This is a genomic window from Streptomyces sp. NPDC001617 (assembly GCF_053596855.1).
Genome location: NZ_JBSFHA010000045.1, coordinates 45,911 through 72,325, shown reverse-complemented (window position 1 = coordinate 72,325; position 26,415 = coordinate 45,911). Strand labels below are relative to the sequence as shown.

22 protein-coding genes are annotated in these 26,415 nt (G+C 70.2%); 8 read left to right on the top strand and 14 right to left on the bottom strand.

The annotated features are described in order from the left end of the window. Positions 1-77 precede the first annotated feature (77 nt). The 6 genes from ACWC09_RS29885 to iolC all read right to left on the bottom strand — a co-directional run bounded on the left by ACWC09_RS29885 (position 78) and on the right by iolC (position 7,894). Positions 78-1,487, bottom strand: coding sequence for an APC family permease (locus tag ACWC09_RS29885; protein WP_450854026.1), 1,410 nt, complete (start codon positions 1,485-1,487; stop codon positions 78-80). A 241-nt stretch (positions 1,488-1,728) separates the two neighbouring features. Further along, positions 1,729-3,231: a CoA-acylating methylmalonate-semialdehyde dehydrogenase gene (gene mmsA, locus ACWC09_RS29880; protein WP_450854025.1), complete on the bottom strand. Its 1,503-nt coding sequence runs from the start codon at positions 3,229-3,231 to the stop codon at positions 1,729-1,731. Between the two features lie 14 nt (positions 3,232-3,245). Then, positions 3,246-5,132: a 3D-(3,5/4)-trihydroxycyclohexane-1,2-dione acylhydrolase (decyclizing) gene (gene iolD / locus ACWC09_RS29875; RefSeq protein WP_450854024.1), complete on the bottom strand. Its 1,887-nt coding sequence runs from the start codon at positions 5,130-5,132 to the stop codon at positions 3,246-3,248. Further along, positions 5,129-5,914 carry a 5-deoxy-glucuronate isomerase gene (locus ACWC09_RS29870; protein WP_450854023.1) on the bottom strand — a complete coding sequence of 262 codons (786 nt, stop codon included), beginning with the start codon at positions 5,912-5,914 and terminating at the stop codon, positions 5,129-5,131. Before ACWC09_RS29870 ends, iolD begins: the two co-directional genes overlap by 4 nt. Positions 5,915-5,921: 7 nt before the next feature. After that, entirely contained in the window at positions 5,922-6,932 is a 1,011-nt protein-coding gene (locus tag ACWC09_RS29865; protein ID WP_450854022.1) for a Cgl0159 family (beta/alpha)8-fold protein, read from the bottom strand. Continuing rightward, on the bottom strand, positions 6,929-7,894 hold the full coding sequence (gene iolC / locus ACWC09_RS29860) for a 5-dehydro-2-deoxygluconokinase (RefSeq protein WP_450854021.1): 966 nt from the start codon (positions 7,892-7,894) through the stop codon (positions 6,929-6,931). Before iolC ends, ACWC09_RS29865 begins: the two co-directional genes overlap by 4 nt. Before the next feature lie 125 nt (positions 7,895-8,019). Here iolC and ACWC09_RS29855 point away from each other — a divergent pair, with 125 nt between their 5' ends. From ACWC09_RS29855 to ACWC09_RS29840, 4 genes are all read left to right on the top strand, one after another. After that, complete coding sequence (locus ACWC09_RS29855) at positions 8,020-8,937, top strand: sugar phosphate isomerase/epimerase family protein (protein ID WP_450854020.1); 918 nt, start codon at positions 8,020-8,022, stop codon at positions 8,935-8,937. 128 nt (positions 8,938-9,065) lie between these two features. Next, positions 9,066-10,067, top strand: a complete 1,002-nt coding sequence (locus ACWC09_RS29850) for a helix-turn-helix domain-containing protein (RefSeq protein WP_450854019.1) — start codon at positions 9,066-9,068, stop codon at positions 10,065-10,067. 362 nt (positions 10,068-10,429) lie between these two features. Beyond that, complete coding sequence (locus ACWC09_RS29845) at positions 10,430-10,630, top strand: helix-turn-helix transcriptional regulator (protein ID WP_450854018.1); 201 nt, start codon at positions 10,430-10,432, stop codon at positions 10,628-10,630. A gap of 70 nt (positions 10,631-10,700) precedes the next feature. After that, positions 10,701-11,288, top strand: coding sequence for a GNAT family N-acetyltransferase (locus tag ACWC09_RS29840; RefSeq protein WP_450854041.1), 588 nt, complete (start codon positions 10,701-10,703; stop codon positions 11,286-11,288). Here the strand turns inward: ACWC09_RS29840 and ACWC09_RS29835 are convergent. Next, positions 11,269-12,312 (bottom strand): zinc-dependent alcohol dehydrogenase family protein, encoded by a 1,044-nt coding sequence (locus ACWC09_RS29835; RefSeq protein WP_450854017.1) that lies wholly within the window; start codon positions 12,310-12,312, stop codon positions 11,269-11,271. The two genes, ACWC09_RS29840 and ACWC09_RS29835, sit on opposite strands and share 20 nt — an antisense overlap. Next, positions 12,281-14,569 carry an MMPL family transporter gene (locus ACWC09_RS29830; RefSeq protein ID WP_450854016.1) on the bottom strand — a complete coding sequence of 763 codons (2,289 nt, stop codon included), beginning with the start codon at positions 14,567-14,569 and terminating at the stop codon, positions 12,281-12,283. The genes ACWC09_RS29835 and ACWC09_RS29830 overlap by 32 nt, the downstream gene beginning before the upstream one ends. A gap of 129 nt (positions 14,570-14,698) precedes the next feature. Here ACWC09_RS29830 and ACWC09_RS29825 point away from each other — a divergent pair, with 129 nt between their 5' ends. Beyond that, complete coding sequence (locus ACWC09_RS29825; RefSeq protein WP_450854015.1) at positions 14,699-15,412, top strand: TetR/AcrR family transcriptional regulator; 714 nt, start codon at positions 14,699-14,701, stop codon at positions 15,410-15,412. A 238-nt stretch (positions 15,413-15,650) separates the two neighbouring features. Here ACWC09_RS29825 and ACWC09_RS29820 read toward each other — a convergent pair whose 3' ends face one another. Next, positions 15,651-15,917 (bottom strand): hypothetical protein, encoded by a 267-nt coding sequence (locus ACWC09_RS29820; RefSeq protein ID WP_450854014.1) that lies wholly within the window; start codon positions 15,915-15,917, stop codon positions 15,651-15,653. Positions 15,918-15,955: 38 nt separating this feature from the next. On the opposite strand from ACWC09_RS29820, the gene ACWC09_RS29815 reads away from it, so the two are divergent. The 3 genes from ACWC09_RS29815 (at position 15,956) to ACWC09_RS29805 (ending at position 19,599) form a co-directional block, all read left to right on the top strand. After that, a complete protein-coding gene (locus tag ACWC09_RS29815; protein ID WP_450854013.1) occupies positions 15,956-16,906 on the top strand; it encodes a PrsW family intramembrane metalloprotease in 951 nt (316 codons plus the stop codon). Between the two features lie 72 nt (positions 16,907-16,978). Further along, entirely contained in the window at positions 16,979-17,218 is a 240-nt protein-coding gene (locus tag ACWC09_RS29810) for a heavy-metal-associated domain-containing protein (protein ID WP_450854012.1), read from the top strand. An 89-nt stretch (positions 17,219-17,307) separates the two neighbouring features. After that, positions 17,308-19,599, top strand: coding sequence for a heavy metal translocating P-type ATPase (locus ACWC09_RS29805; RefSeq protein ID WP_450854011.1), 2,292 nt, complete (start codon positions 17,308-17,310; stop codon positions 19,597-19,599). A gap of 645 nt (positions 19,600-20,244) precedes the next feature. On the opposite strand, the gene ACWC09_RS29800 is transcribed toward ACWC09_RS29805, so the two are convergent. The 5 genes from ACWC09_RS29800 to ACWC09_RS29780 form a co-directional block, all read right to left on the bottom strand. Next, on the bottom strand, positions 20,245-21,534 hold the full coding sequence (locus ACWC09_RS29800; protein WP_450854010.1) for a citrate synthase: 1,290 nt from the start codon (positions 21,532-21,534) through the stop codon (positions 20,245-20,247). A 232-nt stretch (positions 21,535-21,766) separates the two neighbouring features. After that, positions 21,767-24,028, bottom strand: a complete 2,262-nt coding sequence (recD2, locus tag ACWC09_RS29795; RefSeq protein WP_450854009.1) for an SF1B family DNA helicase RecD2 — start codon at positions 24,026-24,028, stop codon at positions 21,767-21,769. Beyond that, positions 23,997-25,001 (bottom strand): sugar kinase, encoded by a 1,005-nt coding sequence (locus tag ACWC09_RS29790; protein ID WP_450854008.1) that lies wholly within the window; start codon positions 24,999-25,001, stop codon positions 23,997-23,999. Before ACWC09_RS29790 ends, recD2 begins: the two co-directional genes overlap by 32 nt. Further along, complete coding sequence (locus tag ACWC09_RS29785) at positions 24,998-25,765, bottom strand: amino acid ABC transporter ATP-binding protein (protein ID WP_450854040.1); 768 nt, start codon at positions 25,763-25,765, stop codon at positions 24,998-25,000. Before ACWC09_RS29785 ends, ACWC09_RS29790 begins: the two co-directional genes overlap by 4 nt. Then, positions 25,765-26,415 carry an amino acid ABC transporter permease gene (locus ACWC09_RS29780; protein WP_450854007.1) on the bottom strand — a complete coding sequence of 217 codons (651 nt, stop codon included), beginning with the start codon at positions 26,413-26,415 and terminating at the stop codon, positions 25,765-25,767. Before ACWC09_RS29780 ends, ACWC09_RS29785 begins: the two co-directional genes overlap by 1 nt.

The window sequence follows — 26,415 nt, the reverse complement described above, 5'->3', positions numbered from 1 at the left end:
GAGCAGACTGGGGAGTGAGGGGGCGGCCATCCCCTGGGAGTACGGGGTGATCGCCTTGTACCGCGACTGTTGTACGGCTATGAGCTCGTACGCGTCGGGCGTTCGTCCTCCGGGAGTGAGACGAGCCACCGTGTCTCCTTGTGGGGGCGGAGGTAGAAGGCCCAGTACAGAGTTGCCGCCGCCGTGATGCCGCCCGTCCACAGGAGGTAGCCGGTCTCCTGCTGGGTCAGGATGTAGGCCAGGACCGCGATCAGGAGGATCGGCATCGCGGGCCAGAGGGGCATTCGCCAGGCCGGGGTGTGTTGGTGGGAGCCTCGGCGGGAGAGGAGGGCGGCCACCGCGACCAGGAGGTACATACCGGTCACGGAGACGCCTGTCACGCCGTACAGGGTGTCCAGGTTCACGAAGCAGAGCAGGGCGCCGGGGACGCCTACGGCGAGGGTGGCGACCCAGGGGGAGCCGAAGCGGCCGAGTTTCGAGAAGACGGTGTTGACCGGGGTGGGCCAGGCCTTGTCGCGGGCCGAGGCGAACAGGACGCGGGAGTTCTGGATGACCATGACGATGCCCGCGTTGATGATCGCGAGGGCCACGCAGAGGCTGACGAAGGTGCCGACCGCCGAGTTGGACCAGGCCGTGACCATGCCGCTGATGTCGCCGCCGGTGAGGGTGGAGAGGTCCGAGGCGCCCATCGTGATCGCCGCGACCGGGATCAGGATGACGAACGTGGAGATCGCGAGGGTGGCCAGGACCGTGCGCGCCACGTTGCGGCGCGGGTGCTCCAGTTCCTCGGAGAGGTAGACGGCCGTCGAGAAGCCCTGGGTGACGAAGAGGGCGATCGCCAGGCCGGAGACCACCAGCATGGCGGTGACGGTGTCCGTGTGGCCGTGCGCGCCCGCCACCCGCATCGACGTGAGGCTGCCGAGGCCGCGCTCGCTGTGCGAGAAGCCCAGAACCGCGACCACGCCCGCCGCGACGACCTCAAGGACCAGGAAGATGCCCGTGATCCAGGCGTTGGCGCGCAGGTCCAGCAGGCCCGCGAGGGTGGCCAGGAGCATGACGCCCGCGCCGGTGAGGGACGGGTCGAGGTGGACGACCGGGGCCAGGTAGTCCGCCGTGCCCATCGCGATCACCGGCGGGACGATCATGACGACCAGGAGGGACAGGACGAAGACCAGCCAGCCCGCCAAGCGGCCCGCCAGCGTCGACACCATGGCGTACTCGCCGCCCGCGCTGGGGATGAGGGTGCCCAGCTCCGAGTAGCAGAACGCCACGGCGACACAGAGGAGGGAGCCGATGGCGATCGTCAGGGCGGTGGCCGTGCCGAGGGTGCCGAACAGGTCGGGGACGACCACGAAGAGCGTGGAGGCCGGGGTCACGCACGAGAGGGTCAGCAGTGTTCCGCCCACCACGCCGATGGAGCGCTTGAGCTTCTGAGGGCCGTGGGGCGCGTCGACGACGGTGTCGACGGGGCGGAGCGTGTCGGTCATGCGCGGGTCCGATCGCCGGGGGCAGCAGATTGCGCTGAATGGAATCCCAACGAAAACCGGCGCGTCAATAGCTGTTTACCTACGAAATCCGTAGATCGAAAGGGTCTTCAGTCCCGGATACGGCACATCGTGGAGGGAATTCTCCGTCGTTCACCCGTACGGGAACCGTCGTCCCGAGGCACAAAAAAGAGGCACAAAAAAATGGGGCCGCCCGCTATACGGACGGCCCCACGCGCGCGTGTCAGTGGTTGCGCGGGAAGCCCAGGTCGACGCCGGAGGGGGCGTCGGCGGGGTCGGGCCAGCGGGTGGTGACGACCTTGCCCCGGGTGTAGAAGTGGGTGCCGTCGTTGCCGTAGATGTGGTGGTCGCCGAAGAGGGAGTCCTTCCAGCCGCCGAAGCTGTGGTAGCCGACGGGGACCGGGATCGGGACGTTCACGCCGACCATGCCGGCCTCGATCTCCAGCTGGAAGCGGCGGGCGGCGCCGCCGTCCCGGGTGAAGATCGCGGTGCCGTTGCCGAACGGCGAGGCGTTGATGAGGGCCACGCCCTCGTCGTACGTGTCCACGCGCAGCACGGACAGCACCGGGCCGAAGATCTCGTCCTGGTAGGCCTTCGCGGTGGTGGGCACCTTGTCGAGGAGCGAGATGCCGATCCAGTGGCCGTCCTCGAAGCCCTCGACGGTGTAGCCGGTGCCGTCCAGGACGACTTCCGCGCCCTCGGCGGCGGCGCCGGTGACGTAGGAGGCCACCTTGTCGCGGTGGACCTTGGTGATCAGCGGGCCCATCTCGGAGGTCGGGTCGTTGCCGGGGCCGATCTTGATCTTCTCGGCGCGCTCGCGGATCTTGTCGACGAGTTCGTCACCGATGGAGCCGACCGCGACCACGGCCGAGATGGCCATGCAGCGCTCGCCCGCCGAGCCGTAGGCGGCGCTCACCGCCGCATCCGCCGCCGCGTCCAGGTCGGCGTCCGGGAGGACCAGCATGTGGTTCTTGGCTCCGCCCAGCGCCTGGACGCGCTTGTGGTTGGCGGAGGCGGTGGTGTGGATGTAGCGGGCGATGGGGGTGGAGCCGACGAAGGAGACGGCCTTGACGTCCGGGTGCTCCAGGAGGCGGTCGACGGCCACCTTGTCGCCGTGCACGACGTTGAAGACGCCGTCGGGGAGGCCGGCCTCGGCCAGCAGTTCGGCGATCTTGATGGAGGGCGACGGGTCCTTCTCGGACGGCTTGAGGACGAAGGTGTTGCCGGTCGCGATGGCGATCGGGAACATCCACATCGGGACCATCGCCGGGAAGTTGAACGGCGTGATGCCCGCGACGACACCCAGCGGCTGGCGGATGGACGAGACGTCCACACGGCTGGCCACCTCGGTCGACAGCTCGCCCTTGAGCTGCACGGTGATCCCGCACGCCAGGTCGACGATCTCCAGGCCGCGCGCCACCTCGCCGAGGGCGTCGGAGTGCACCTTGCCGTGCTCGGCGGTGATCAGCTCGGCGATCGCGTCCCGGTTGGCCTCGAGCAGCGCGCGGAACTTGAACAGGATCGTGGTCCGCTTGGCGAGCGAGGAGGTGCCCCAGGTCGCGAAGGCGTCCTTGGCGGCGGCGACGGCCGCGTCCACCTCGTCGACCGACGCGAAGGCGACCTTCGTCGTCACGGCGCCGGTGGCCGGGTCGGTGACCGGGCCGTAGTTACCCGACGTGCCCTCGGCGGTCTTGCCGCCGATCCAGTGGTTGACGATCTTCGTCATGCCCAGTTGCTCCTTCACAGATGGCGGCGTCGGGTAGAGACGTGCCGTTCGTACAGCTCACGTGCCTTGACCGCCGACGGTCGGGTCGCGGTCTCGGCCACAGGAACATCCCACCAGGCCTGCGCCGGAGGCGCGCCCGACACTGTGTCTGCGGTTTCGGTCTCGACGTAGACACATGTGGGTGTGTCGGCGGCGCGGGCCTCGGCGAGCGCGTCCCGGAGGTCGCTCACGGTCTTGGCCCGCAGGACGCGCATGCCCAGGCTGGCCGCGTTGGCGGCGAGGTCCACGGGCAGCGGCGCCCCCGTGTACGTACCGTCGTCGGACGGGAAGCGGTAGGCCGTGCCGAACCGCTCGCCGCCCACCGACTCGGACAGACCGCCGATGGACGCGTACCCGTGGTTCTGGATCAGGAGGATCTTGATCGCGATACCCTCCTGTACGGCCGTCACGATCTCCGTCGGCATCATCAGATACGTGCCGTCGCCGACCAGGGCCCAGACCGGCCGCTCGGGGGTGGCCATCTTCACGCCGATCGCGGCCGGGATCTCGTAGCCCATGCAGGAGTAGCCGTACTCCAGGTGGTACTGGTCCCGCGAGCGCGCCCGCCACATTTTGTGCAGGTCGCCGGGGAGGGAGCCGGCCGCGTTGATGAGCACGTCCGACTCGTCCACCAGGGAATCGAGCACACCCAGGACCTGCGGCTGCGTCGGACGCACGTCCGGTTCGTCGGCCTCGTAACAGGCGTCGACGCGCTGTTCCCAGCGCTCCTTGTCCTCCGTGTACTCGGCGACGTACGAGTCCGCGACCCGGTGGTCGTGGATCTCCAGCGCCTCGGTCAGCTCCTCCAGGCCGGAGCGGGCGTCCGCGATCAGCGGCATGCCGGCGAGCTTGTGGCCGTCGAAGGGCGCGATGTTGAGGTTGAGGAAGCGGACGCCGTCGCCGGTGAAGAGGGTGCCGGAGGCGGTGGTGAAGTCGGTGTAGCGGGTGCCGACGCCGATCACCAGGTCGGCGGTGCGGGCGAGTTCGTCCGCGGTCGCCGTGCCGGTGTGGCCGACGCCGCCGACGTCCTGCGGATGGTCCCAGGTCAGGCTGCCCTTGCCGGCCTGGGTGGAGGCGACCGGTATGCCGGTGGACTCGGCGAACTCGGCGAGCGCGCCCTCGGCCCGGCTGTGGTGGACGCCGCCGCCCGCGACGACGAGGGGCCGGCGGGCCGACCTGATCGCGACCACGGCTTCGGCGAGTTCGGTGGGGTCGGCCCCCGGACGTCGTACGACCCAGGTGCGTTCGGCGAAGAACTCGTCCGGCCAGTCGTAGGCCTCGGCCTGAACGTCCTGCGGGAGAGCGAGAGTGACCGCGCCGGTCTCGACGGGGTCGGTGAGGACCCGCATGGCGTTCAGCGCGGAGGGGATCAGCGCTTCCGGGCGCGTGACGCGGTCGAAGTACTTCGACACCGGGCGCAGGCAGTCGTTGACCGACACATCGCCGGCGTACGGGACTTCGAGCTGCTGGAGGACCGGGTCGGCGGGGCGGGTCGCGAAGACGTCGCCGGGGAGGAGCAGGACCGGGAGGTGGTTGATCGTGGCGAGCGCGGCACCGGTGACCAGGTTGGTGGCGCCCGGTCCGATGGAGGTCGTCACGGCGTGGGTGGAGAGCCGGTTGGACTGCCTGGCGTAGCCGACCGCCGCGTGCACCATGGCCTGTTCGTTGCGGCCCTGGTGGTACGGCATGTCGTCGGCGCACTCGATGAGCGCCTGGCCGATGCCCGCCACGTTGCCGTGGCCGAAGATGCCCCAGGTGGCGCCGATCAGCCGCCGCCGTACGCCGTCCCGCTCCGTGTACTGCGCGGACAGGAAGCGGACGAGCGCCTGCGCGACCGTGAGCCTCGTCGTTGAGGTCGTCATCGGTAACCCCCAGTGCCTTGTACGTGGGCCGGATGGAAGCAGATCCACCACTCCTGTACGGCCCGGGAACCCCGTGTGTCTCGACGGCCCGCATGTCGGACCCCAGCGTGCTCGGGTCGACACGTAGGGCTATCGGACGGTTTACGGTTGTCGTCCCCTGGTGAGAGCCTGGACGGCACGAACCCGGCGCGACGGCCGGAGGAGACGGTTTCGCAAGGGCGTTGATCACTTGAGGTGCGGGGCCCGGTCACTGGCCCCTGCGCCCCGCCGAGCCCGGCGCGGCGCCGGACGCACCCGGCGCGCCACAGCCAGTGGCGACCGCGCCGCGAGCCCGCGGCACTGCCACTGGGCACGTGACGCGGTACATGTCGTGGCCGCAAAGGCCTTGCGTCAGGGACCTCCGGCGCGGGGCCGTAGCGGGCGGGGAGTCGTCGCTCGCACTTCGCTCCTGCCAGGGCGAAGCGGCCTCCCGCGCCGGAGGCGATCTGGACCCGGGCATCTCGGGGTGCGTACGCGAAGCCGGTGGCCGACGCGAACACGCTTTCCCTGCCCAGGAGTTGGAACCCGTCTGTTGTGCCTTCGGTGCCTATTTGCACCGTACATCCGCCTTCCGGCGGAAGCACGATCCACTCGCTGTCGCCGGTGGTGAAGGTGTGTGTACCACGCTCCGCCGGCTCGACGATCCGCAGACCGCAGAACGACCATCCGGCCCGCTCGGGGTCGATGTCGAGGGCGTGGTCGGCATCGGCCGTGACGCCCTGCGGGATGTGGAGCTTGCTCATGCGGCCCTCACAGCAGTCCTACGGCGGTGTCCACGGCGGCGGCCACATCGCCGTCCGCCGGGTAGAGCAGCGAACGGCCGACCACCAGGCCGCGCACGGTGGGGAGTTGGAGGGCGCCGCGCCACTTCTCGTACGCGCCGTCCTGATCGTCGCCCACCTCGCCGCCCAGCAGCACGGCGGGCAGGGTGGACGTCTCCATGACCTCGGCCATGTCGTCGGGGTTCTCGGTGACCGGGAGCTTGAGCCAGGTGTAGGCGGAGGTGCCGCCCAACCCGCTCGCGATGGCGATGGACTTGGTGACGGCCTCGGCGGACAGGTCGTTCCTGAGCCTGCCCTCGTCCGTGCGGCGGCTGATGAACGGCTCGACGAACACGGGGAGTCGGCGTGCCGCCATGGCGTCGATGGCGCGGGCGGTCGACTCCAGGGTGGTCAGCGAGCCCGGGTCGTCGTAGTCGATCCGGAGGAGCAGCTTGCCGGCGTCGAAGCCGAGGCGGTCGATGTCCTCGGCGCGGTGGCCGGTGAAGCGGTCGTCCAGCTCGAAGCTGGCGCCCTGGAGGCCGCCGCGGTTCATGGAGCCCATGACGACCTTGCCCTCCAGGGCGCCCAGGAGCAGCAGGTCGTCGAGGATGTCGGCGGTCGCGAGGACACCGTCGACGCCGGGGCGGGACAGGGCCAGGCAGAGACGTTCGAGCAGGTCGGCACGGTTGGCCATGGCGAACCTGCGGTCGCCGACACCGAGGGCGCCACGGGCCGGGTGGTCGGCGGCGACGATCATCAGCCGGCCGGAGTCGTCGAGGAGGGGCCGGCGGGTGCGGCGGGCTGCGGCCTCGGCGACGGCCTCGGGGCGGTGGGCGCGGAGGCGGACGAGTTCGGTGACGTCGACGTTCCGCAACGGGGCCGGTGTGGACGGGGACTCGGCCGACACGGAAACGGCCTCGCTCCTCGGCACCGTCTGCATCCCCAGGCAGCCGGTGTCGCCGGTCTCGTCCACGCCCCTGCGGCGCTTACGCGTGCTCACAGCACCGCTCCGGCCTTGAGGGCGGCCTCGATCTCGTCGGTGGTCGGCATCGCGGAGGAGCACTCCAGGCGGGAGGCGACGATCGCGCCGGCCGCGTTGGCGTGCCGCATGATCGTCTCCAGGTCCCAGCCTTCGAGGAGGCCGTGGCAGAGGGAGCCGCCGAAGGCGTCGCCGGCGCCGAGTCCGTTGAGGACGTTCACCGGGAGGGGCGGGACCTCGGCGGACTCGCCCTTGCCGTTGACGGCGAGGACGCCCTTGGGGCCCTGCTTGACGACCGCGAGCTCGACGCCCGCGTCCAGGAGGGCCTGCGCGGCGGCCTGCGGTTCACGGACGCCGGTGGCCACCTCCACCTCGTCGAGGTTGCCGACCGCGACGGTGGTGTGGCGGAGGGCCTCCCGATAGAAGGACCGGGCGGAGTCGGGGTCCGTCCAGGCTGTGTCCTTCCAGAACATGGGGCGCCAGTCGAGGTCGAAGACCGTCGTACCGGACTTGGCCCGGTGGGCGAGGGCGGCGAGGGTCGCCGTACGGCTGGGCTCCTCGCTCAGGCCGGTGCCGGTCACCCAGAAGATGCTCGCCTCGCGGATGGCGTCGAGATCCAGCTCGTGGGCGTCGATCTCCAGGTCCGGGGCCTTGGGCCGTCGGTAGAAGTACAGCGGGAAGTCGTCCGGCGGGAAGACCTCGCAGAAGGTGACCGGCGTGGGCAGGCCCGGGACCGGGGTCACCCAGCGGTCGTCGACACCGAAGCCCTGGAGGGCCTCGTGGAGGTAGGTGCCGAAGGGGTCGTCGCCGGTGCGGGTGATCACCGCGGTCTGCCGTCCCAGACGGGCCGCGGCGACGGCGACGTTCGTCGCGGAGCCACCGAGGAACTTGCCGAAGCTCGTCACCTGCGGCAACGGGACGCCGGTCTGGAGCGGGTACAGGTCCACTCCGATCCGCCCCATGGTGATCAGGTCGTACGCCATCGGCATCCCTTCGTTACGGCTCTCCCCGCGTTTCTAGTCCCGTGCGCTCGACCCTGTCAATGTTTTGTCCAGACATTCGGACGAGACCTTGACAGCGCTTGCTGCCCGCGCGGAAGCTGACCGGCATGACGTCGTTGTCCTCCCAGTCCTCACTGTCCCGCATCCGGATCGGGTCGGCTCCCGACTCGTGGGGTGTGTGGTTCCCCGACGACCCTCAGCAGGTCCCCTGGCAGCGGTTCCTCGACGAGGTCGCCGATTCCGGTTACGAGTGGATCGAGCTCGGCCCGTACGGCTATCTGCCGACCGATCCGGCGGTGCTCACCGAGGAGGTGGACCGGCGGGGGCTGAAGGTGTCCGCGGGGACCGTCTTCACCGGGCTGCATCACGGTGAGGCCGTCTGGGAGAAGACCTGGGCCCACGTCGCCGACAACGCGGTGCTCGCGCAGGCCATGGGCGCTTCTCACCTGGTGGTCATCCCGTCCTTCTGGCGGGACGACAAGACCGGTGAGGTGCTGGAGTCCGACACGCTGACGCCCGAACAATGGCGGAATCTGACCTCCCTGACCGAGCGGCTCGGGCATGAGGTGCGGGAGCGGTACGGGCTGCAGATCGTCGTACATCCGCATGCCGACACCCACATCGACAGTGAGGAGAACGTCGTCCGGTTCCTGGACGGGACGGACTCCTCGCTGGTGTCGCTGTGTCTGGACACGGGGCACTACGCGTACTGCGGCGGTGACAGCGTCAAGCTGATCGAGACGTACGGGGCGCGGATCGGGTATCTGCACCTCAAGCAGGTGGACCCGGAGATCCTTGCCGACGTGCGGGCGAAGGGGACGCCGTTCGGGCCGGCCGTCGCCCAGGGGGTGATGTGTGAGCCTCCGACCGGGGTGCCCGCGCTGGGGCCCGTCCTGGAGGCGGCTCAGAAGCTGGACGTGGACTTGTTCGCGATCGTCGAGCAGGACATGTATCCGTGTGCGCCGGACAAGCCGTTGCCCATCGCTCAGCGGACTCGGGCGTTTCTTCGGTCCTGCGGGGCATAGGGGCGCCTCGTGGGGCGCCGGGCGCTGTGCGTGTGCGGCTGCGGGTGAGTCGTGGCTTGTCGCGCCCCCGCGGCGGAGCCGCAAACCGACACTGTCCCGCGCCCCTTGAGGGGTTGCAGCATGGGGGCATGACTACTGCCGTGCGTGTGCGGTCCGGGCAAGGGCCGTGGGGGACCTGGGAGACCGTTCTTGCCCGGCCCCATCCTCTGTTGCGGCCCGGCGTGATCAGCTATCGCGGGCTTCGGCTGGCCCTCGATCGGCCACGGCGGCGGTTGGAGACGCCCATCGGGGCCGCGACCCTGTTGCTCGGGTTTGAGCAGCCTGTACGTGTCACCCGTGCGGGGCGGGCTCCGGTCACCCTGGAGTCCGTGTTCGCCGGGCCCACGACCACGCCGGCCATCGGGGAGCACGGTGGGCGGCTGTCGGGGATCGAGGTGTTGATGACGCCCTGGGCGGCGTTCACGCTCTTCGGGACCCCCCTCCACGAACTCATCGACCGGACCATCGATCCCGATGATCTGCCGCATGTTCTGGGCACGCGGTGCATGGGAGACCGACGGAACACCATTCGTGAACTCTCCGCCGCGCTGGCCTCGTTGCCGACGTGGGAGGAGCGGTTCGGGCTGCTCGACGATGTGCTGGTGCGGTGGTCGGAGGCCGGGACGCCCAGTTCGGTGCGGGTCGTGCGGGCCTGGTCGGAGCTGGTGCGGACGTGGGGTGCGGTGCCGGTGCGGTCGCTCGCCGATGAAGTGGGGTGGGGCGTACGGCAGTTGGAGAACCGGTTCCGGGAGCAGATCGGGCTCGGGCCGAAGGTGGCCGCCCGGGTCCTGCGGCTGCAACGGGCCCGGCGGCTGTTGGCCGAGGGGCGCGGGCAGGCGGAGACCGCGGCCATCTGCGGGTTCTACGACCAGGCCCATCTCAGCGGTGAGTTCAGGGCCATGACCGGGTGCACGCCCCGTGAGTTCACCCTGGCCCGGGTCATTCCGCCGGCCTCGCAGCCGGGGGTGCCTGCCGCCGACCGGATGGCCGGGGAGGCCACGAGTCTCTTGCTCGCATCCGCCCGAAGTGCGGATTTCTCCAAGACCGGCAGGGTGCGTCGATTGCACGATGATCGGCGTCCGGCCGGATGATCCCCCCTGGGGGGAGGGCTCTTCGGCGGCAGCGCCACCGGGAAGCGGGGGAGCCGGTGGGCCGGGCCCGGCGCAGCGGGTCCGGCCCACCTCGCCCATGCCGTGCGCGTCCCGCCGATGTCAACGCGCCGCGCCCATGAGTCCGCGTACGCCTCTGCTGCACTCGTGTCACAAACACCTCCTCCGTGTCACATATGTCGCATGTACGCGACCTGTGCGTCACACCCGGTGCACAGGCCCTGACCTGCCCTCACGCTCCGTCGTTCACGGGGGCACAGGCTTTGTGATCGCCAGCGCAGCGCCCGGCTCCCCCGACGGCCGCCCCCGGCCGCCCCCGCGGTGCGCGCAGGGAGGTGCACCTCATGACCGACCGACGGCTCTGGTCCTACAAGGAGATCGCGGCGCACATCAAGGTGCAGCCGGACACCGTGCGTTCCTACCGCAAGCACGGGCTGCTCCCGCCGCCCGACCATGTCGAGGGCGGCAAGCCCTTCTGGTACGCCGACACGGTCCGGGCCTGGGTGGCCGCGCGGCCCGGCAACCGCGGCCGCAGGGACGCCTGAGCCGCCGACCCCGGGGAGAGACTCCTGTGCCCCACCCCGCCCATGGGGCACAGTCGAGCCCATGACGACCATGAGCGACTTCGCCGTCAAACCCGTCCTGACCGGTGAGAAGACCGTCCTACGGCCCTTCGGCGAGGCCGACGCCGACGCGATCTGGGAGATCATCCAGGACCCGGAGGTCATCCGCTTCACCTTCGAACCGTCCACCGAGCTCACCTTGGAGCGCCTGCGTTCCTGGTACGGGTCCCGGGCCACCCAGCCCGATCGCCTGGACCTGGCCGTCACCGCCCCGGACACCGGCGAACTCCTCGGCGAGGTCGTCCTCCACGAGTGGGATGCGGCGGCCCGCAGCTGTACGTTCCGCACCCTCATCGGGCCGCGAGGGCGGGGGCGCGGCGTCGGCACCGAGGCCACGCGCCTCGTCGTCGGGTACGCCTTCGAGCAACTCGGCCTGCATCGCGTCCAGTTGGAGGCCTACGGCCACAACCACCGGGCCCTGCGCGTGTACGAGAAGGTCGGGTTCGTCGTCGAAGGCGTACGGCGGGAGGTGCGGGTGCGCGACGGCGAGTGGGTCGACGAGGTGCTCATGGCCGTCCTCGACCACGAGTGGGCAGCCCACCGTGGCCGGCCCGATTCCCTCAGCTCCACGGCTCGATGACCGTCACCCCCGCTCCCGGCGCCGTCCCCATCGCCGCCAGCGCGTCAGGGGTCGCGTCCAGGGTGATCGTGGACGTGACGAGGAGGTCGGGGCGCAGGACACCCGCCCTCACCAGCTCCAGCATCGACGGGTAGGTGTGTGCCGCCATGCCGTGACTGCCCAGGAGTTCCAGCTCCAGGGCGATCGCACGGGCCATCGGGACGGGTGTCGTGCCGTCCGGTGACGGGAGCAGGCCCACCTGGACATGGCGGCCTCGGCGGCGCAGGCCGTTCACGGAGGCCGCGCAGGTCACCGGCGAGCCGAGGGCGTCGAGGGACAAGTGGGCGCCGCCGCCGGTCAGTTCGCGGATCACCGCGGCTGTGTCCGGGGTCCGGGAGGCGTCGACGCACTCCGTGGCGCCGAACTTCCTCGCCAGGTCCAGGGCCTGGGGTGACACGTCGACGGCGACCACCCTCGCCCCGGACGCCGCCGCGATCATCACCGCCGACAGGCCCACTCCCCCGCAACCGTGCACCGCGACCCACTCCCCCGCCGCGAGCCTGCCCTGCTGCACCACCGCCCGGAACGCGGTCGCGAACCGGCAGCCCAGCGCTGCCGCTGTGGCGAAGGAGAGCTCCCGAGGTACGGCGACCAGGTTCACGTCGGCGTGGTCCAGCGCCACGTACTGGGCGAAGGAGCCCCAGTGGGTGAAGCCGGGCTGTGTCTGGCGTTCGCAGACCTGTTGGTCGCCGGCCGCGCATGCTCCGCAGGTTCCGCACGCGCAGACGAAGGGCACGGTGACTCGGTCGCCCGCGTGCCAGGCGGTCACGCGGGGGCCGACTTCCTCGATCACGCCGGCGAGTTCATGGCCGGGTACGTGCGGGAGGGTGATGTCCGGGTCGTGGCCCTGCCAGCCGTGCCAGTCGCTTCGGCAGAGGCCGGTGGCCTCTACTCGGACGATCACTCCGTGGGGGGCCGGTCGGGGGTCGGACACCTCACGTACCTTGAGGGGTTCACCGTATTGCTCGAAGATCGCCGCTCTCATGTGGGCTCCCGTCGCCATTGCCGTCTGCGGGTTCATCGTGGCTGGTCGCGCCCCGCGGCGGAGCGGCATCTCGACACAGCCCCGCGCCCTTGGGTGGATTCCCCCCACCCTCGCTCAATCCGAACCGTTCATGGATGCGCCGCAATGCGGTCGGGGCCCACCAGGTCGCCGTTCCCGTCAGCCTCATCACCGCCGGCACCAGCAAGCTCCGGACGATCATCGCGTCCATCAGGACCGCCAGGGCTATGCCCAGGCCCAGCATCTTGGTGTTGGTCACCCTGGAGGTGCCGATGGCGACCATCACGACCGCCAGGATCACCGCTGCCGCCGTGATCAGGCCGCCCGTGCGTTGCAGGCCGTGGCGGACCGCCTCGTCGTGATCGCCCGTTCTGTCGTACTCCTCCTTGATGCGGGAGAGCAGGAAGACGCCGTAGTCCATGGAGAGGCCGAAGGCCACGCAGAACATCAGGACCGGGAGGGTCGTCTCTATGGAGCCGGGGCTGGTGAAGCCGAGCAGGCCGGAGAGGTGGCCGTCCTGGAAGACCCAGACCACCGCGCCGAACATCGCCGTCAGGCTGAGCGCGTTGAGGATGACCGCCTGGAGGGGGATCAGGACACTGCCGGTCAGCAGGAAGACCAGGAGCAGGGTGACGATCGCTATGAAGGCCGCCGCCCAGGGCAGGTGTTCCGCTATCGCGTGCTTGGAGTCGACCAGGACCGCCGCCGTGCCCGTCACCTTGGTGTCGAAGGGGGCCTTGGTGGCGCGCAGTTCGTGGACCAGGTGCTGCGCCGTGTCGTCCACGGCCTCGCCCTTGGGCAGGACCGTGAAGTACGCCGAGTCGCCCTTCACCAGGGGACCGTCGGCCCGGAGCACACCGGGGAGCGCCGCTATGCGGTCCTTGTAGGCCGTGTACTGCGCCGGGGTCGCCTTTCCTTCGGCCAGCACCTCCAGGCCGCCGCCCGGGTTGCCCGGGAAGCCGTCCCGGATGTGCTGCTGGACCACATGGGACTCGGCGGTCGACGGGAGTTGGCGGTCGTCGGCGGTGCCGAACTTCACGCCCAGGAAGGGGAGCCCGAGGAGGACCAGCACTGCCGTGGTCCCCAGGGCGAAGAACGGGGCCCTGCGCATGACCAGGGTCGCCATGCGAGCCCAGGCGGTGCCTTCCTCTCCGGAGGTCTTCGACGGGCCGCGTCCGCGGCGGAACAGCCGGCGCAGGTCCAGGGAGTTGACCCGGTGGCCCAGCAGGACCAGGGCAGCCGGGAGCAGGATCAGGGCGGCCGCCGCGGCCAGGAGGACCACCGCGATGCCGGCGTAGGCGAAGGACCGTAGGAAGTACTGGGGGAAGACCAGCATCGCCGCCAGGGAGACCGCGACCGTGAGGGCCGAGAAGAGGACTGTGCGGCCGGCTGTGCGGAGGGTGGTGGCGACCGCCGGCAAGGGGTCCGCGCCTGTGGACAGCTCTTCTCGGAAGCGGCGGACGATGAAGAGGGCGTAGTCGATCGCGAGGCCCAGGCCCAGGGCCGTGGTGAGGTTCAGGGCGAAGACCGAGACGTCCGTGAAGGTCGTCAGGCCGCGCAGGACCGCGTTCGTGCCCAGGATGGCGACGATGCCGATGCCCAGCGGGAGCAGGGCCGCGATCGCCGAGCCGAAGACCATCACCAGCAGGACGAGCGTCACGGGGAGGGCGATCAGTTCGGCGCGGGCCAGGTCCTCCTTGATGGTCGTCTGCATCTCGTGCCGCACCGCGACGATGCCGCCGACCTTCACCCGCACCGGGCCGTGTGGGCCCCGGTAGTGCGGCGCGATGCGGTCCAGGGTGTCGCTCTGCGTCTTCTCGTCGCCCGTGATGTGCGCGGCGATCAGCGCCTCGTGGCCGTCCTTCGCGCGGAGGGACGGTGACCTGGTCTGCCAGTAGGAGCCGACGCCTTCCACGCCCTGCTCGGAGGCCAGGCGGGTGGTGAGGCGGTTCGCCTCGGCGGCGACCGACGGGGCGTCCACCGAGGAGCCGCCGGAGTCGACGAGAAGCAGGAGGTTGGGCTGGGAGGCCGGGAACTCGCGCTCCAGGGCCTTGGTCGCGTACGTCGACTGGGCGGCCGGGTCCTCCCAGCCGCCGCTGCCGAGACGGTCGGCGACCCCGCTGCCGGCCACCACGGCGAGCGCCGTGATGACGAGGGCCACGAGCAGGGACAGCCGGGGGCGTGCGGTGACGAACCGCGTCCAGCCTCCGGGCTGTGGTGGCTTGTTGACTTCGGTCATCGCGCGATGTCCCCTTCATCATGGCACCATGAAGTCGGAAACACGAGAGATCGCTCGCATTTCGCTGGATCCAGAATGCGAGCGACCACTCGTGTTTGTCAATCACGTTCGGAGAGCTGGGGATAACGCGTGCCCGACAACCCGCAGAAGGAACAGGCAGAGCGGACGGAGCAGAGCGAGCAGGCGGAACAGCCGCGTCGCCGTCAGGCCCGCGGTGAGCGCCGTATCGCCCAGCTCCTCGATGCCGCCGCCAACGTCTTCTGCACGACCGGCTACACGGCCGCCAGCACCAACGCCATCGCCCGCGAGGCCGGCGTCTCCCCCGGCACGCTCTACCAGTTCTTCCCGAACAAGGAAGCGATCGCGATCGAGCTGGGCGAGCGGCTCGTGCACGAGATGCGGGAGACGTTCGGGGAGGCGCTCGCACCGGTCGACCCCGCGACCCCGCTGGAGGAGGCGGTCGGGGCGGCCGTCGACCGGTTCATCGCCTTCAACTGCGACCACCCGGTGTTCTTCGCGCTGATGCACGGCCCGGACGTGCCGGGCCGGATCACCGAGGAGCACGACGCCCTGCACGCGACGCTGCTCGGCCGGATCGAGGGCGTACTCGACAGCGTCCTGCCCGACATGGCCCCCGCCGACCTCAGCCGCACCGCCCAGGTCTGCCTCGGCATGTACAAGGCCGGACTGGAGCTGGTCCTCGCCCATGAGGGCACCGAACGCGACGCCTACGTCCGGGAGTTGAAGAACATCCTGATCCGCTATCTCGCCCCGCTCGTCGGCGACCGCCTCGGCCACCCGGACGCACGCACCACGACTCGGTCCACGCCCCCGTCCACCTGACCCGCACCTCCGCCGCACCCGCTCGCCCCTAGCCGCACTCCGAGCAACGGGAACACCAGCACCGACACCATCGCGACGCCGACCAGCGCCGCCACGTCCGCCGCCTTCAGGACCGTGTCGTCGCCCCCGAGCGTCGTGATGTCCACGACCAGCGGGAGGGCGAGGGCGCGAGGAGGGCGAGGACGCCGGTCCCGTCGTGGGACGTACAGCGGGTCGAGGACATGGACCGACCCTCTGATCAGCCGCGCACCTTGTCGAACTCGGTCTCGTACCCGGCGAGGAAGATCCGCATCGTCGGGCCCAGGCGGGACGCGTGTCGATCGCCCCCTGCGTCGCCCGCCCAGCCCAGTGCGTGCGGACCGACCAGGCTGCCCGGCGGGATCTCGAGGATGACCGGGCGGGACCGGGAGCCGGCGGCTGGTCCCGTAAGCCAGGAGCGGCGCCGTACCGCGATGGACGTGATCAGTACGAGCGTCCCGGCCTGCGGCACAGGGGCACTCCCCATAAGGTGCGGATAAATCCGTCCGAACAGAGGGATTTGCCGTGACCTACTCTCCACCGCCCGGCGCGCCCCAGGCCCGCATCCCTGGTCCGAAGCAGCCTCCGCCGACGTATCCCCGGATCCGGGCGGGCCTGTGGAAGCACTGTCTGTGGGGCGGGCTCGGGCTGTGGACGATGACCGCGCTCGTCACCCACGCCACCAGGAACACCACCCTGCTGCCGACCCTGATCCTGCTCGGCAGCTTCCTGGTACCGGTGACCTTCGTGTTGTGGGCGTACGAGCGCCACGGTCAGGACCTCGGGGTCAGCGTGATCCTCGGCTGCTTCCTGACCGGCGGCACGCTGGGCGTTCTCGGCGCCTCGGTGATGGAGTACCACCTGCTCCACCCCTCCCTGCGGATGTTCGTCGGCGTCGGACTGATCGAGGAGGCGGTGAAGCTGGGCGCGCTGATGTTCGTGCTGCGGCGGCAGGTACGGCCGCGCGGGATGCGGGCCGGGCTGGTGCTCGGCGCGACCGTCGGCTTCGGCTTCGCCGCCCTGGAGAGCGCGGGGTACGCCTTCGACGCGGCCGTCTCGACGGACGGCATCGACCTGCGGGCCCTGCTGGAGACGGAGATCCTGCGCGGGGTGCTCGCCCCCTTCGGACATGGGCTGTGGACGGCGATCGCCGGTGGCGTGCTGCTCTCGTACCGTCGCCCGAACGGGCACTTCCACTTCGCCGGGCCGGTCATCCGCACCTGTCTCGGCGTCTCGCTGCTGCACGCCCTGTGGGACTCCACGCACGGCATCGCGATCTGGCTGGTGGCGCGGCTGGCCGGAACAGGGCTGGACAGGCAGCTCTTCGCCGAGGGGTACATCCCGCAGCCGACCGAGCGTCAGGAGCACCTCTTCACGTGGTTCTCCGTGGGAGGGCTGGTGCTGGTGTCGCTGTTCGGCATCGCCCGGGTGCGGTCGCCGGCCCGGCGCGATCCCTCTTGGATCCATACCCCCTAGGGGTAAGCTCTGCAGAGCACGGACCCCATCGTGGGTCTCGTCAGCCCCACACGCCTCCACGAGGAGAACGACATGACCGCGCAGACCGACACCCCGGGTTCCGTCACCGCCGTCTACAAGGTGAGCGGGATGAGCTGCGGACACTGCGAGGGTTCCGTCTCGAGCGAGCTCTCCGAGCTGCCCGGCGTCAGCTCGGTGAAGGCCGTCGCCTCCGCCGGTGAGGTCACCGTGGTCTCCGAGGCACCCCTCGACGAGGCCGCGGTGCGCGCCGCGGTGGACGAGGCCGGCTTCGAGCTCGTCGGCCCGGCCTGAGCACCGACACGTTCCTGTTCTCCGAGCGGGCCGTGCCGACCAGCTGATACTGGCTCCGCACGGTCCGGTCCGATGTCTGGAGTCCGGACATGACCAGCAGCACGACCACACAGACACCGATAGCCGACACCTCGGAAGTCGAACTGCAGATCGGCGGGATGACCTGCGCCTCCTGCGCGGCCCGCGTCGAGAAGAAGCTCAACCGCCTGGACGGGGTCACCGCCACGGTGAACTTCGCGACGGAGAAGGCCAAGGTCAGCTACCCCGCGGGCATCCAGGTCGCCGACCTGATCGCCACGGTGGTGAAGACGGGGTACACGGCCGAGGAGCCGGCCCCGCCCGTCGCGGACGAGGCGCCCACCGGGGAGACGGACCCCGAACTCGCCGCCTACCGCGAGCGGTTCATCGTCTCCGCCGTCCTCGCGGTCCCGGTCGTCCTCCTCTCGATGATCCCGGCCCTGCAGTTCGACAACTGGCAGTGGCTCGCCCTCACCCTCGCCGCGCCCGTGGTCGTCTGGGGCGGACTGCCCTTCCACAAGGCCGCCTGGACCAATGCCCGGCACGGCGCCGCGACCATGGACACACTGGTCTCGGTGGGCACGCTGGCCGCGTTCGGCTGGTCGCTGTGGGCGCTGTTCCTCGGCGACGCGGGCATGACCGGCATGCACGACGAGTTCCGGCTGACCGTCTCGCGGATGGACGGCGCTTCGACGATCTACCTCGAAGTGGCCGCCGGTGTCGTCGCGTTCATCCTGCTGGGCCGCTATCTGGAGGCCCGCTCCAAGCGGCGGGCGGGCGCCGCGCTGCGGGCGCTGCTGGAGCTGGGCGCGAAGGACGTGGCGGTGCTGCGATACGAAGAGGGCGAGCGCGGAGCGCTCTCGGTCGAGGGCGGTGGTGGGAGACGGGCGGGTGAGCGGGAGGTCAGGATTCCCGTGTCACAGCTGGCCGTCGGGGACCGTTTCGTCGTACGGCCGGGAGAGAAGGTCGCGACCGACGGCACCGTCGTCGAGGGCGCGTCGGCGGTGGACGCCTCGATGCTGACCGGCGAGTCGGTGCCGGTGGACGTCTCCGTGGGTGACGCGGTCACCGGGGCGACCGTCAACGCCGGTGGCCGGATCGTCGTGCAGGCCACCCGCGTGGGCGCCGACACGCAGCTCGCGCGGATGGCGAAGCTGGTCGAGGACGCGCAGAACGGCAAGGCGGAGGTGCAGCGGCTCGCCGACCGCATCTCGGCGGTCTTCGTGCCCGTCGTCATCCTCATCGCGCTCGGCACCTTCGGGGTGTGGCTCGGCGTCACGGGCGACACGGTCGCCGCCTTCACCGCGGCCGTCGCGGTCCTGATCATCGCCTGCCCGTGCGCGCTGGGCCTGGCCACGCCGACCGCGCTGCTGGTCGGGACGGGACGCGGCGCCCAGCTCGGCATCCTGATCAAGGGTCCGGAGGTGCTGGAGTCCACCCGCCGTGTCGACACCGTCGTCCTCGACAAGACCGGGACGGTCACCACGGGACGGATGACCCTCCAGGAGGTCCACGTCGCCGACGGCGCCGACGAGAAGGAGGTCCTGCGCCTCGCGGGCGCCGTCGAGCACGCCTCGGAGCATCCGGTCGCCCGGGCCGTCGCTCTGGGCGCCGAGGAGCGAGGCGGGCGGCTCCCGGAGGTCGAGGGCTTCGAGAACGTACCCGGGCGGGGTGTGCGCGGGCGTGTGGAGGGCCGTGACGTGGCCGTGGGGCGGCTGTACGAGTCACTGCCCGAGGAGTTGGCCCGCGCCAAGGAGGAGGCCGAGAGGGGCGGCCGTACCGCCGTCGTGGTCGGCTGGGACGGAGTGGCACGCGGTGTCGTCGCCGTCGCGGACGCGGTGAAGCCGACCAGCGCGGCCGCGGTGCGCGAGCTGCGCGCGCTGGGGCTCACGCCGGTGCTGCTGACCGGGGACAACCGGGCGGTCGCGGAGGCGGTGGCGCGGGAGGTCGGGATCGAGCAGGTGATCGCCGAGGTGCTGCCCGAGGACAAGGTGGACGCCGTACGGCGGCTGCAGGGCGAGGGACGGGTCGTCGCCATGGTCGGCGACGGGGTCAACGACGCCGCCGCGCTGGCCACCGCCGACCTGGGGCTCGCGATGGGGACCGGGACGGACGCGGCGATCGAGGCCGGCGATCTGACGCTGGTGCGCGGGGATCTGCGGGTGGCCGCGGACGCGATCCGGCTGTCGCGGAAGACGCTGTCGACGATCAAGGGCAATCTCGTGTGGGCCTTCGGCTACAACGTGGCCGCGCTGCCGCTGGCCGCACTGGGACTGCTGAACCCGATGATCGCGGGGGCCGCGATGGCGTTCTCGTCGGTATTCGTGGTGACCAACAGTCTCAGATTGCGGACGTTCCGGTGAACTCCGGCGAAGTTACTGGCGGTTACCCCAAAGTCGTGACCAGAGCACCTCTGGAACGCCGGGCCGGGCTCACATAAGCTCTTCACAAGGCTCGCGCATCATCCTTACGCTTGAGTCCCGATCAGTGCATCGGGGCTCTTGCGTATCAAACGGACAAATGCAAGAGACGCAGATCACAGTGATGTGAACGTAACCATCGAAGGGGTTCGAAGGTCTAAGTTGGCGATGTCAGGGAGCGTCTTGGGGGGCGCGAACTGGCATCTGGGGATGTCTTGGGGGACTTCCTCAGAGATGCGTTGCCGGGACACGTGCTTCGGGAAGCTTTGAGCGGCCCTCCCGACCGTGCGCTGTCCCGGCAGACCGCACACCGAGTAGTACGAGAAGTTTTGCTCGTTCTGCTCAAACGGCAGGAGAAGCAGTACCTGCACCACCGAAAGAACAGCGATTCAGGCGCTGTCCTCTCAACGCCCGGCCGGATCCCGTGGGGGGAATCCGCACCGGGACATGGGAAGGCGCCCTGGACGTCGGCCCGTGGGGGGACCGGCGCCAGGGCGCCTTCCGCTTTCCGCGTCTCTACGACTGTGTGCCTACGGCGCTCGAGGGACGCCCTCCGCCGAAGCGGCGCCCCTCACTCACCTGCAGGTGTCAGCGCTCTTCCACCGGCACGAAGTCGCGCTCGACCACGCCCGTGTAGATCTGGCGCGGGCGGCCGATGCGGGAGCCGGGCTCCTTGATCATCTCGTGCCACTGGGCGATCCAGCCCGGGAGGCGGCCGAGGGCGAACAGGACCGTGAACATCTCGGTCGGGAAGCCCATGGCGCGGTAGATCAGGCCGGTGTAGAAGTCGACGTTCGGGTAGAGGTTGCGCGAGACGAAGTAGTCGTCGGAGAGCGCGTGCTCCTCCAGCTTGAGCGCGATGTCCAGCAGCTCGTCGGACTTGCCGAGGGCCGAGAGGACGTCGTGCGCCGCCGCCTTGATGATCTTGGCGCGCGGATCGAAGGACTTGTACACCCGGTGGCCGAAGCCCATCAGGCGGACGCCGTCCTCCTTGTTCTTCACCTTGCGGATGAAGGAGTCGACGTCGCCGCCGTTCGCCTGGATGCCCTCGAGCATCTCCAGGACGGACTGGTTGGCGCCGCCGTGCAGCGGGCCCCACAGCGCGTTGATGCCGGCCGAGATCGACGCGAACATGTTGGCCTGGGACGAGCCCACCAGACGGACCGTCGAGGTCGAACAGTTCTGCTCGTGGTCGGCGTGCAGGATGAGGAGCTTGTCCAGGGCCGAGACGACGACCGGGTCGAGGTCGTACTCCTGCGCGGGGACCGAGAAGGTCATGCGCAGGAAGTTCTCGACGTAGCCGAGGTCGTTGCGCGGGTAGACGAAGGGGTGCCCGATCGACTTCTTGTACGCGTACGCGGCGATCGTCGGAAGCTTGGCGAGCAGGCGGATCGTCGAGAGGTTGCGCTGCTTCTCGTCGAAGGGGTTGTGGCTGTCCTGGTAGAACGTGGACAGCGCGGAGACGACCGACGACAGCATGGCCATCGGGTGGGCATCGCGCGGGAAGCCCTTGTAGAAGTTCTTGACGTCCTCGTGCAGCAGGGTGTGCTGCGTGATCTCGTTCTTGAACGTGCTGAGTTCGTCGACGGTCGGGAGCTCGCCGTTGATCAGCAGGTAGGCGACCTCCAGGAACGTCGAGCGCTCGGCCAGCTGCTCGATCGGGTAGCCGCGGTACCGGAGGATGCCCGCCTCGCCGTCGAGGTAGGTGACGGCGGATTTATAGGCGGCGGTGTTCCCGTAACCGCTGTCCAGGGTCACCAGCCCGGTCTGGGCGCGGAGCTTCCCGATGTCGAAGCCCTTGTCGCCGACGGTGCTGTCGATCACCGGGTAGGTGTACTCGCCGTCGCCGTACCGCAGTACTACAGAGTTGTCGCTCACGTCTTCCCTCACCGACGTAGTGCCTCATCTTCGAGGTTGCCCTGACTGTCTCTACCATCCCCCAATTGGCTCAGGAGAGTGCACTCGGGGTCGACCATCGGGCCTACTCGCGGCACTGAGTGCCGCCAGCTTGCCCATCCTGCCCCCTTGATTCCCCAACCGGAAGTGCTCTGTGACCTTCGCGACTCATTTGATCGATCATTTTTTGTGATCCCTGCCTCGGCGTCCGGCCTCACGGCTCCAGGGGGCGGGGTGAGAGCCGGAAGTCGAGCGCCGTGCAGCGTCGTCCCGCCGACACCGTGCGCACCGCCTGGCCGATCGCCTTGCGTGAACCGACGAGGACGACCAGCTTCTTCGCCCGGGTGACCGCCGTGTACAGCAGGTTCCGCTGGAGCATCATCCACGCTCCGGTGGTGACCGGGACCACCACCGCGGGATATTCACTGCCCTGCGAGCGGTGAATGGTCACCGCGTACGCGTGCGCCAGCTCGTCCAGTTCGTCGAATTCGTACGGCACCTCCTCGTCCTCGTCGGTCAGCACCGTCAGGCGCTGGTCGACCGGGTCGAGCGAGGTGACGACGCCCACGGTGCCGTTGAAGACACCGTTCTTTCCCTTCTCGTAATTGTTGCGAATCTGGGTGACCTTGTCGCCGACCCGGAAGACCCGGCCGCCGACCCGCTTCTCGGGCAGGTCCGGGCGGCCGGGCGTGATCGCCTGCTGGAGCAGGCCGTTGAGGTTGCCGGCGCCCGCGGGGCCCCGGTGCATCGGCGCGAGCACCTGGACGTCCCGGCGCGGGTCGAGCCCGAACTTGGCCGGAATTCGACGCGCCGCCACATCCACCGTGAGCCGGCCCGCCTCCTCCGTGTCGTCCTCGACGAAGAGGAAGAAGTCCTTCATGCCGTCGGTCACCGGGTGCTGCCCCGCATTGATCCGGTGCGCGTTGGTCACCACCCCCGACTGCTGGGCCTGCCGGAACACGCGCGTGAGGCGCACGGCCGGGATCGGGCCGCCGTCGGCGAGCAGATCGCGGAGCACCTCGCCCGCGCCCACACTGGGCAACTGGTCGACATCGCCCACGAACAACAGATGCGCTCCTGGTGGCACCGCCTTCACCAGCTTGTTGGCGAGCAGCAGGTCCAGCATCGAGGCCTCGTCCACGACCACCAGGTCCGCCTCCAGCGGGCGGTCCTTGTCGTAGGCCGCGTCACCGCCGGGCCTGAGCTCCAGCAGCCGGTGGACGGTGGAGGCCTCGGCGCCGGTGAGTTCGGCGAGACGTTTGGCGGCGCGGCCGGTGGGGGCCGCCAGGACCACCCTCGCCTTCTTCGCCCGCGCCAGCTCCACGATCGACCGGACCGTGAAGGACTTGCCGCAGCCGGGGCCGCCGGTCAGGACGGCCACCTTCTTCGTCAACGCCAGCTTGACGGCGGCCTCCTGCTCGGGGGCGAGGTCCGCGCCCGTACGGTCCTTCAGCCAGGCCAGCGCCTTGTCCCAGGCCACGTCGTGGAAGCCCGGCATCCGGTCCTCGTCGGTGCGCAGGAGGCGCAACAGCTGGGCGGAGAGGGAGAGTTCGGCGCGGTGGAAGGGGACGAGGTAGACGGCGGTGACGGGCTCCCCGTGCTCACCGGGCACCTTCTCCCGTACGACACCCGGGTCCTCGCCGTCCTCGGGAGGTGCGGCCAGCTCCGCGAGGCACTCGATGACCAGCCCCGTGTCGACCTGCAGCAGCTTCACCGCGTCCGCGATCAGCCGCTCCTCCGGGAGGTAGCAGTTGCCCTGGTCGGTGGCCTGGGAGAGCGCGTACTGCAGGCCCGCCTTCACGCGCTCCGGGCTGTCGTGCGGAATGCCGACGGACTGGGCGATCTTGTCGGCGGTGAGAAAGCCGATGCCCCAGACGTCGGCCGCGAGGCGGTACGGCTGGTTCTTGACGACCGAGATCGAGGCGTCGCCGTACTTCTTGTAGATGCGTACGGCGATGGACGTGGACACCTCCACCGTCTGGAGGAAGAGCATGACCTCCTTGATCGCCTTCTGCTCCTCCCAGGCGTCGGCGATCTTCTTCGTGCGCTTCGGGCCGAGGCCGGGGACCTCGATCAGCCGCTTCGGCTCCTCCTCGATGATCTGGAGGGTGTCCAGGCCGAAGTGCTGGGTGATGCGGTCGGCGAAGACCGGGCCGATGCCCTTGACGAGCCCCGAGCCGAGATAGCGCCGGATGCCCTGGACGGTGGCCGGGAGGACGGTCGTGTAGTTCTCCACGGTGAACTGCTTGCCGTACTGGGGGTGTGAGCCCCAACGGCCCTCCATCCGCAGGGATTCGCCGACCTGGGCACCGAGCAGCGCACCGACGACCGTGAGGAGGTCGGCGCCGCCCCGGCCGGTGTCGACGCGGGCGACCGTGTAGCCGTTCTCCTCGTTGGCGTAGGTGATGCGTTCGAGTACGCCTTCCAGGACGGCCAGTCGCCGTTCACCCGTGGGATTCTCCGCCTGCTGAGCCATGATCCGACGGTACCGGTGGGGTCTGACACAGAGGAGCGAAGAGGGTGTCCCGGGGCAGGACGGCCGGCACGTCCTCACGCGTGGCCAGGGCCGCGGCGGCGGCCAGGTGGCCCAGGCGCAGGCCTGCCTCGGGGGCGCGGCCTTCGAGGAGGGCCGCCAGATAGCCGGCGGCGAAGGCGTCGCCGGCGCCCACTGGTTCGACGATCCGGGCGGCCGGGGCGGGCGCGAAGGCCTCGGTGCCGTCGGTGCCGTACGCCGTCGCGCCGTATCCGGCGTCCTTGACGACGAGGGTCCCGCCGGGGCCGAGGAGGTCGCGGACGGCTGCGGGGGTGCGGGTGCCCCACAGGGTCTCGGCCTCGTCGCGGCCGACGAACACCAGGTCGGCGGCGCGGGCCAGTTGGAGGAGGACGGGGGCCGCGTCCGCCGGGTGGTCCCGCCACAGGGACGGGCGATGGTTGACGTCGAAGGAGATCAACGGCCCGGGGACGGCCCGGTGGGCGACGAGACGGGTGACCAGTTCGGCGCAACTGTCCGACAGGGCGGCGGTGATGCCGGAGAGGTGGAGGACCCGGGCCCGGTGCAGCAGGGGCAGGCCGGCCAGGGCCGGGCCCATGGCGGAGGCGGCCGAGCCGCGTCGGTAGTAGTGGACGCCGGTGCCGTCGGGACCGGGGTCCTTGAAGTAGACGCCGGTCGGCCGCTCCGGGTCCGTCCGGGCGGCGGAGACGTCCACGCCCCGGTCCGCCAGATCGGCGAGGACGCGCCGGCCGAGCGGATCGTCGCCGACCCGGCCGAGCCAGGCCGCGCGGTGCCCGAGGGCGACCAGGGCGCAGGCCACGTTGGACTCCGCGCCGCCGACGGCCAGCGCGAGCGTTCTCTGGTGCGCGAGGGGGCGGGCGTCCACGGGACCGAGGACGGCCATGGTCTCGCCGATGCACACCACCTCGGTGGGGGCCTCCGCGTCAGCGCCCCTCACGTGTCCAGGACCCGGTGCAGGAACTGCTGGGTGCGCTGCTGGGCCGGGTTGCCGAAGACCTGCTCGGGCGGCCCCTGTTCGAGGACGACACCGCCGTCCATGAAGACGACGCGGTCGGCGGTGTCCTTGGCGAAGCGCATCTCGTGGGTGACGACGACCATGGTCATGCCGTCCTCGGCGAGCGAGCGCATGACACCGGTGACCTCGCCGACGAGTTCGGGGTCGAGGGCGGAGGTCGGCTCGTCGAAGAACATGATCGCGGGGTCCATGGCGAGCGCGCGGGCGATGGCGACGCGCTGCTGCTGGCCGCCGGAGAGCTGGGCGGGGTAGGAGTCGGCCTTGTCCGACAGTCCCACCCGCTTCAGGGCGGCCCGGCCGCGCTCCTCGGCCTCCGTGCGGGCGAGCCCCCGCACCTTCAGCAGGGCGAGGGTGACGTTGCCGAGGGCCGTCTTGTGCGGGAACAGGTTGAACTGCTGGAAGACCATGCCGACATGGCCGAAGATCTCGGGGGCGCGCTTGCGGTCGTGCAGCGGTACGCCGTTCACCCACACCTCGCCGCTGTCGGCGCGCTCCAGGTCGCACATGATGCGCAGCAGGGTGCTCTTGCCGGAGCCGCTGGCGCCGATGAGGACGACGACCTCGCCCGGTTCCACGTCGATGTCGACGCCCTTGAGGACCTCCAGGTCACCGAAGCGCTTGTGCACGCCGGAGAGGGCGATCCGGGCGGGGGTCACCGCCTGCTGCGCGGTGGGGTCGGTGATCATCATGCGGTGACGGCCTTTCGCTCCATGTGCCGCACGAGCAGCGACAGCGGGTAGCAGATGACGAAGTAGAGGACGGCGACTGCCATGTAGGAGGTCGCCGGCGAGCCCACGCGGTCGATGACTGCCTGGCCCTGGCGGACCAGTTCGACGTAGCCGATGACCACGGCGATGGAGGTGTCCTTGATCAGCGAGAGGTACTGGCCGACCAGCGGCGGCAGGACGATCGCGCGGGTCTGGGGCAGTACGACGCTCACGAACGTCCTCCCCCGGCCCAGCCCCAGCACCCGCGCCGCCTCCCACTGGCCGCGCGGCACCGCCTCGATCCCGGCCCGGAAGATCTCGGCGATGTAGGCGCCCTGGTAGAGGGTCAGGGCAAGCAGGGCGGCACCGAAGATGGTGATGCCGAAGCCGCTCAGATAGGCGGCGCCGAAGTAGATGAACAGCATCTGGATGAGCAGCGGGGTGCCGCGGAAGACCTCCAGATAGCCGCGGGCGAACTGGGCCAGCACCGGGATGCGGCTGGTGCGGATCGCGGCGACGACCAGTCCGAGGAGCGTGCCGGTGGCGATCGCGGCGAGCGACAGCTGGACGGTGGCCCACAGCCCGGAGAGGTAGAGCTCGCGGTTGGACCAGATGACGGACCAGTCCAT

What these genes read in the sequence shown, in the direction of transcription:
- ACWC09_RS29885 (WP_450854026.1), bottom strand. Translation starts at nt 1,487, where the DNA reads ATGACCGACACGCTCCGCCCCGTCGACACCGTCGTCGACGCGCCCCAC.
- mmsA (WP_450854025.1), bottom strand. Translation starts at nt 3,231, where the DNA reads ATGACGAAGATCGTCAACCACTGGATCGGCGGCAAGACCGCCGAGGGC.
- iolD (WP_450854024.1), bottom strand. Translation starts at nt 5,132, where the DNA reads ATGACGACCTCAACGACGAGGCTCACGGTCGCGCAGGCGCTCGTCCGC.
- ACWC09_RS29870 (WP_450854023.1), bottom strand. Translation starts at nt 5,914, where the DNA reads ATGAGCAAGCTCCACATCCCGCAGGGCGTCACGGCCGATGCCGACCAC.
- iolC (WP_450854021.1), bottom strand. Translation starts at nt 7,894, where the DNA reads ATGGCGTACGACCTGATCACCATGGGGCGGATCGGAGTGGACCTGTAC.
- ACWC09_RS29855 (WP_450854020.1), top strand. Translation starts at nt 8,020, where the DNA reads ATGACGTCGTTGTCCTCCCAGTCCTCACTGTCCCGCATCCGGATCGGG.
- ACWC09_RS29850 (WP_450854019.1), top strand. Translation starts at nt 9,066, where the DNA reads ATGACTACTGCCGTGCGTGTGCGGTCCGGGCAAGGGCCGTGGGGGACC.
- ACWC09_RS29845 (WP_450854018.1), top strand. Translation starts at nt 10,430, where the DNA reads ATGACCGACCGACGGCTCTGGTCCTACAAGGAGATCGCGGCGCACATC.
- ACWC09_RS29840 (WP_450854041.1), top strand. Translation starts at nt 10,701, where the DNA reads ATGAGCGACTTCGCCGTCAAACCCGTCCTGACCGGTGAGAAGACCGTC.
- ACWC09_RS29835 (WP_450854017.1), bottom strand. Translation starts at nt 12,312, where the DNA reads ATGAGAGCGGCGATCTTCGAGCAATACGGTGAACCCCTCAAGGTACGT.
- ACWC09_RS29830 (WP_450854016.1), bottom strand. Translation starts at nt 14,569, where the DNA reads ATGACCGAAGTCAACAAGCCACCACAGCCCGGAGGCTGGACGCGGTTC.
- ACWC09_RS29820 (WP_450854014.1), bottom strand. Translation starts at nt 15,917, where the DNA reads ATGGGGAGTGCCCCTGTGCCGCAGGCCGGGACGCTCGTACTGATCACG.
- ACWC09_RS29810 (WP_450854012.1), top strand. Translation starts at nt 16,979, where the DNA reads ATGACCGCGCAGACCGACACCCCGGGTTCCGTCACCGCCGTCTACAAG.
- ACWC09_RS29805 (WP_450854011.1), top strand. Translation starts at nt 17,308, where the DNA reads ATGACCAGCAGCACGACCACACAGACACCGATAGCCGACACCTCGGAA.
- recD2 (WP_450854009.1), bottom strand. Translation starts at nt 24,028, where the DNA reads ATGGCTCAGCAGGCGGAGAATCCCACGGGTGAACGGCGACTGGCCGTC.
- ACWC09_RS29785 (WP_450854040.1), bottom strand. Translation starts at nt 25,765, where the DNA reads ATGATCACCGACCCCACCGCGCAGCAGGCGGTGACCCCCGCCCGGATC.
- ACWC09_RS29780 (WP_450854007.1), bottom strand. Translation starts at nt 26,415, where the DNA reads ATGGACTGGTCCGTCATCTGGTCCAACCGCGAGCTCTACCTCTCCGGG.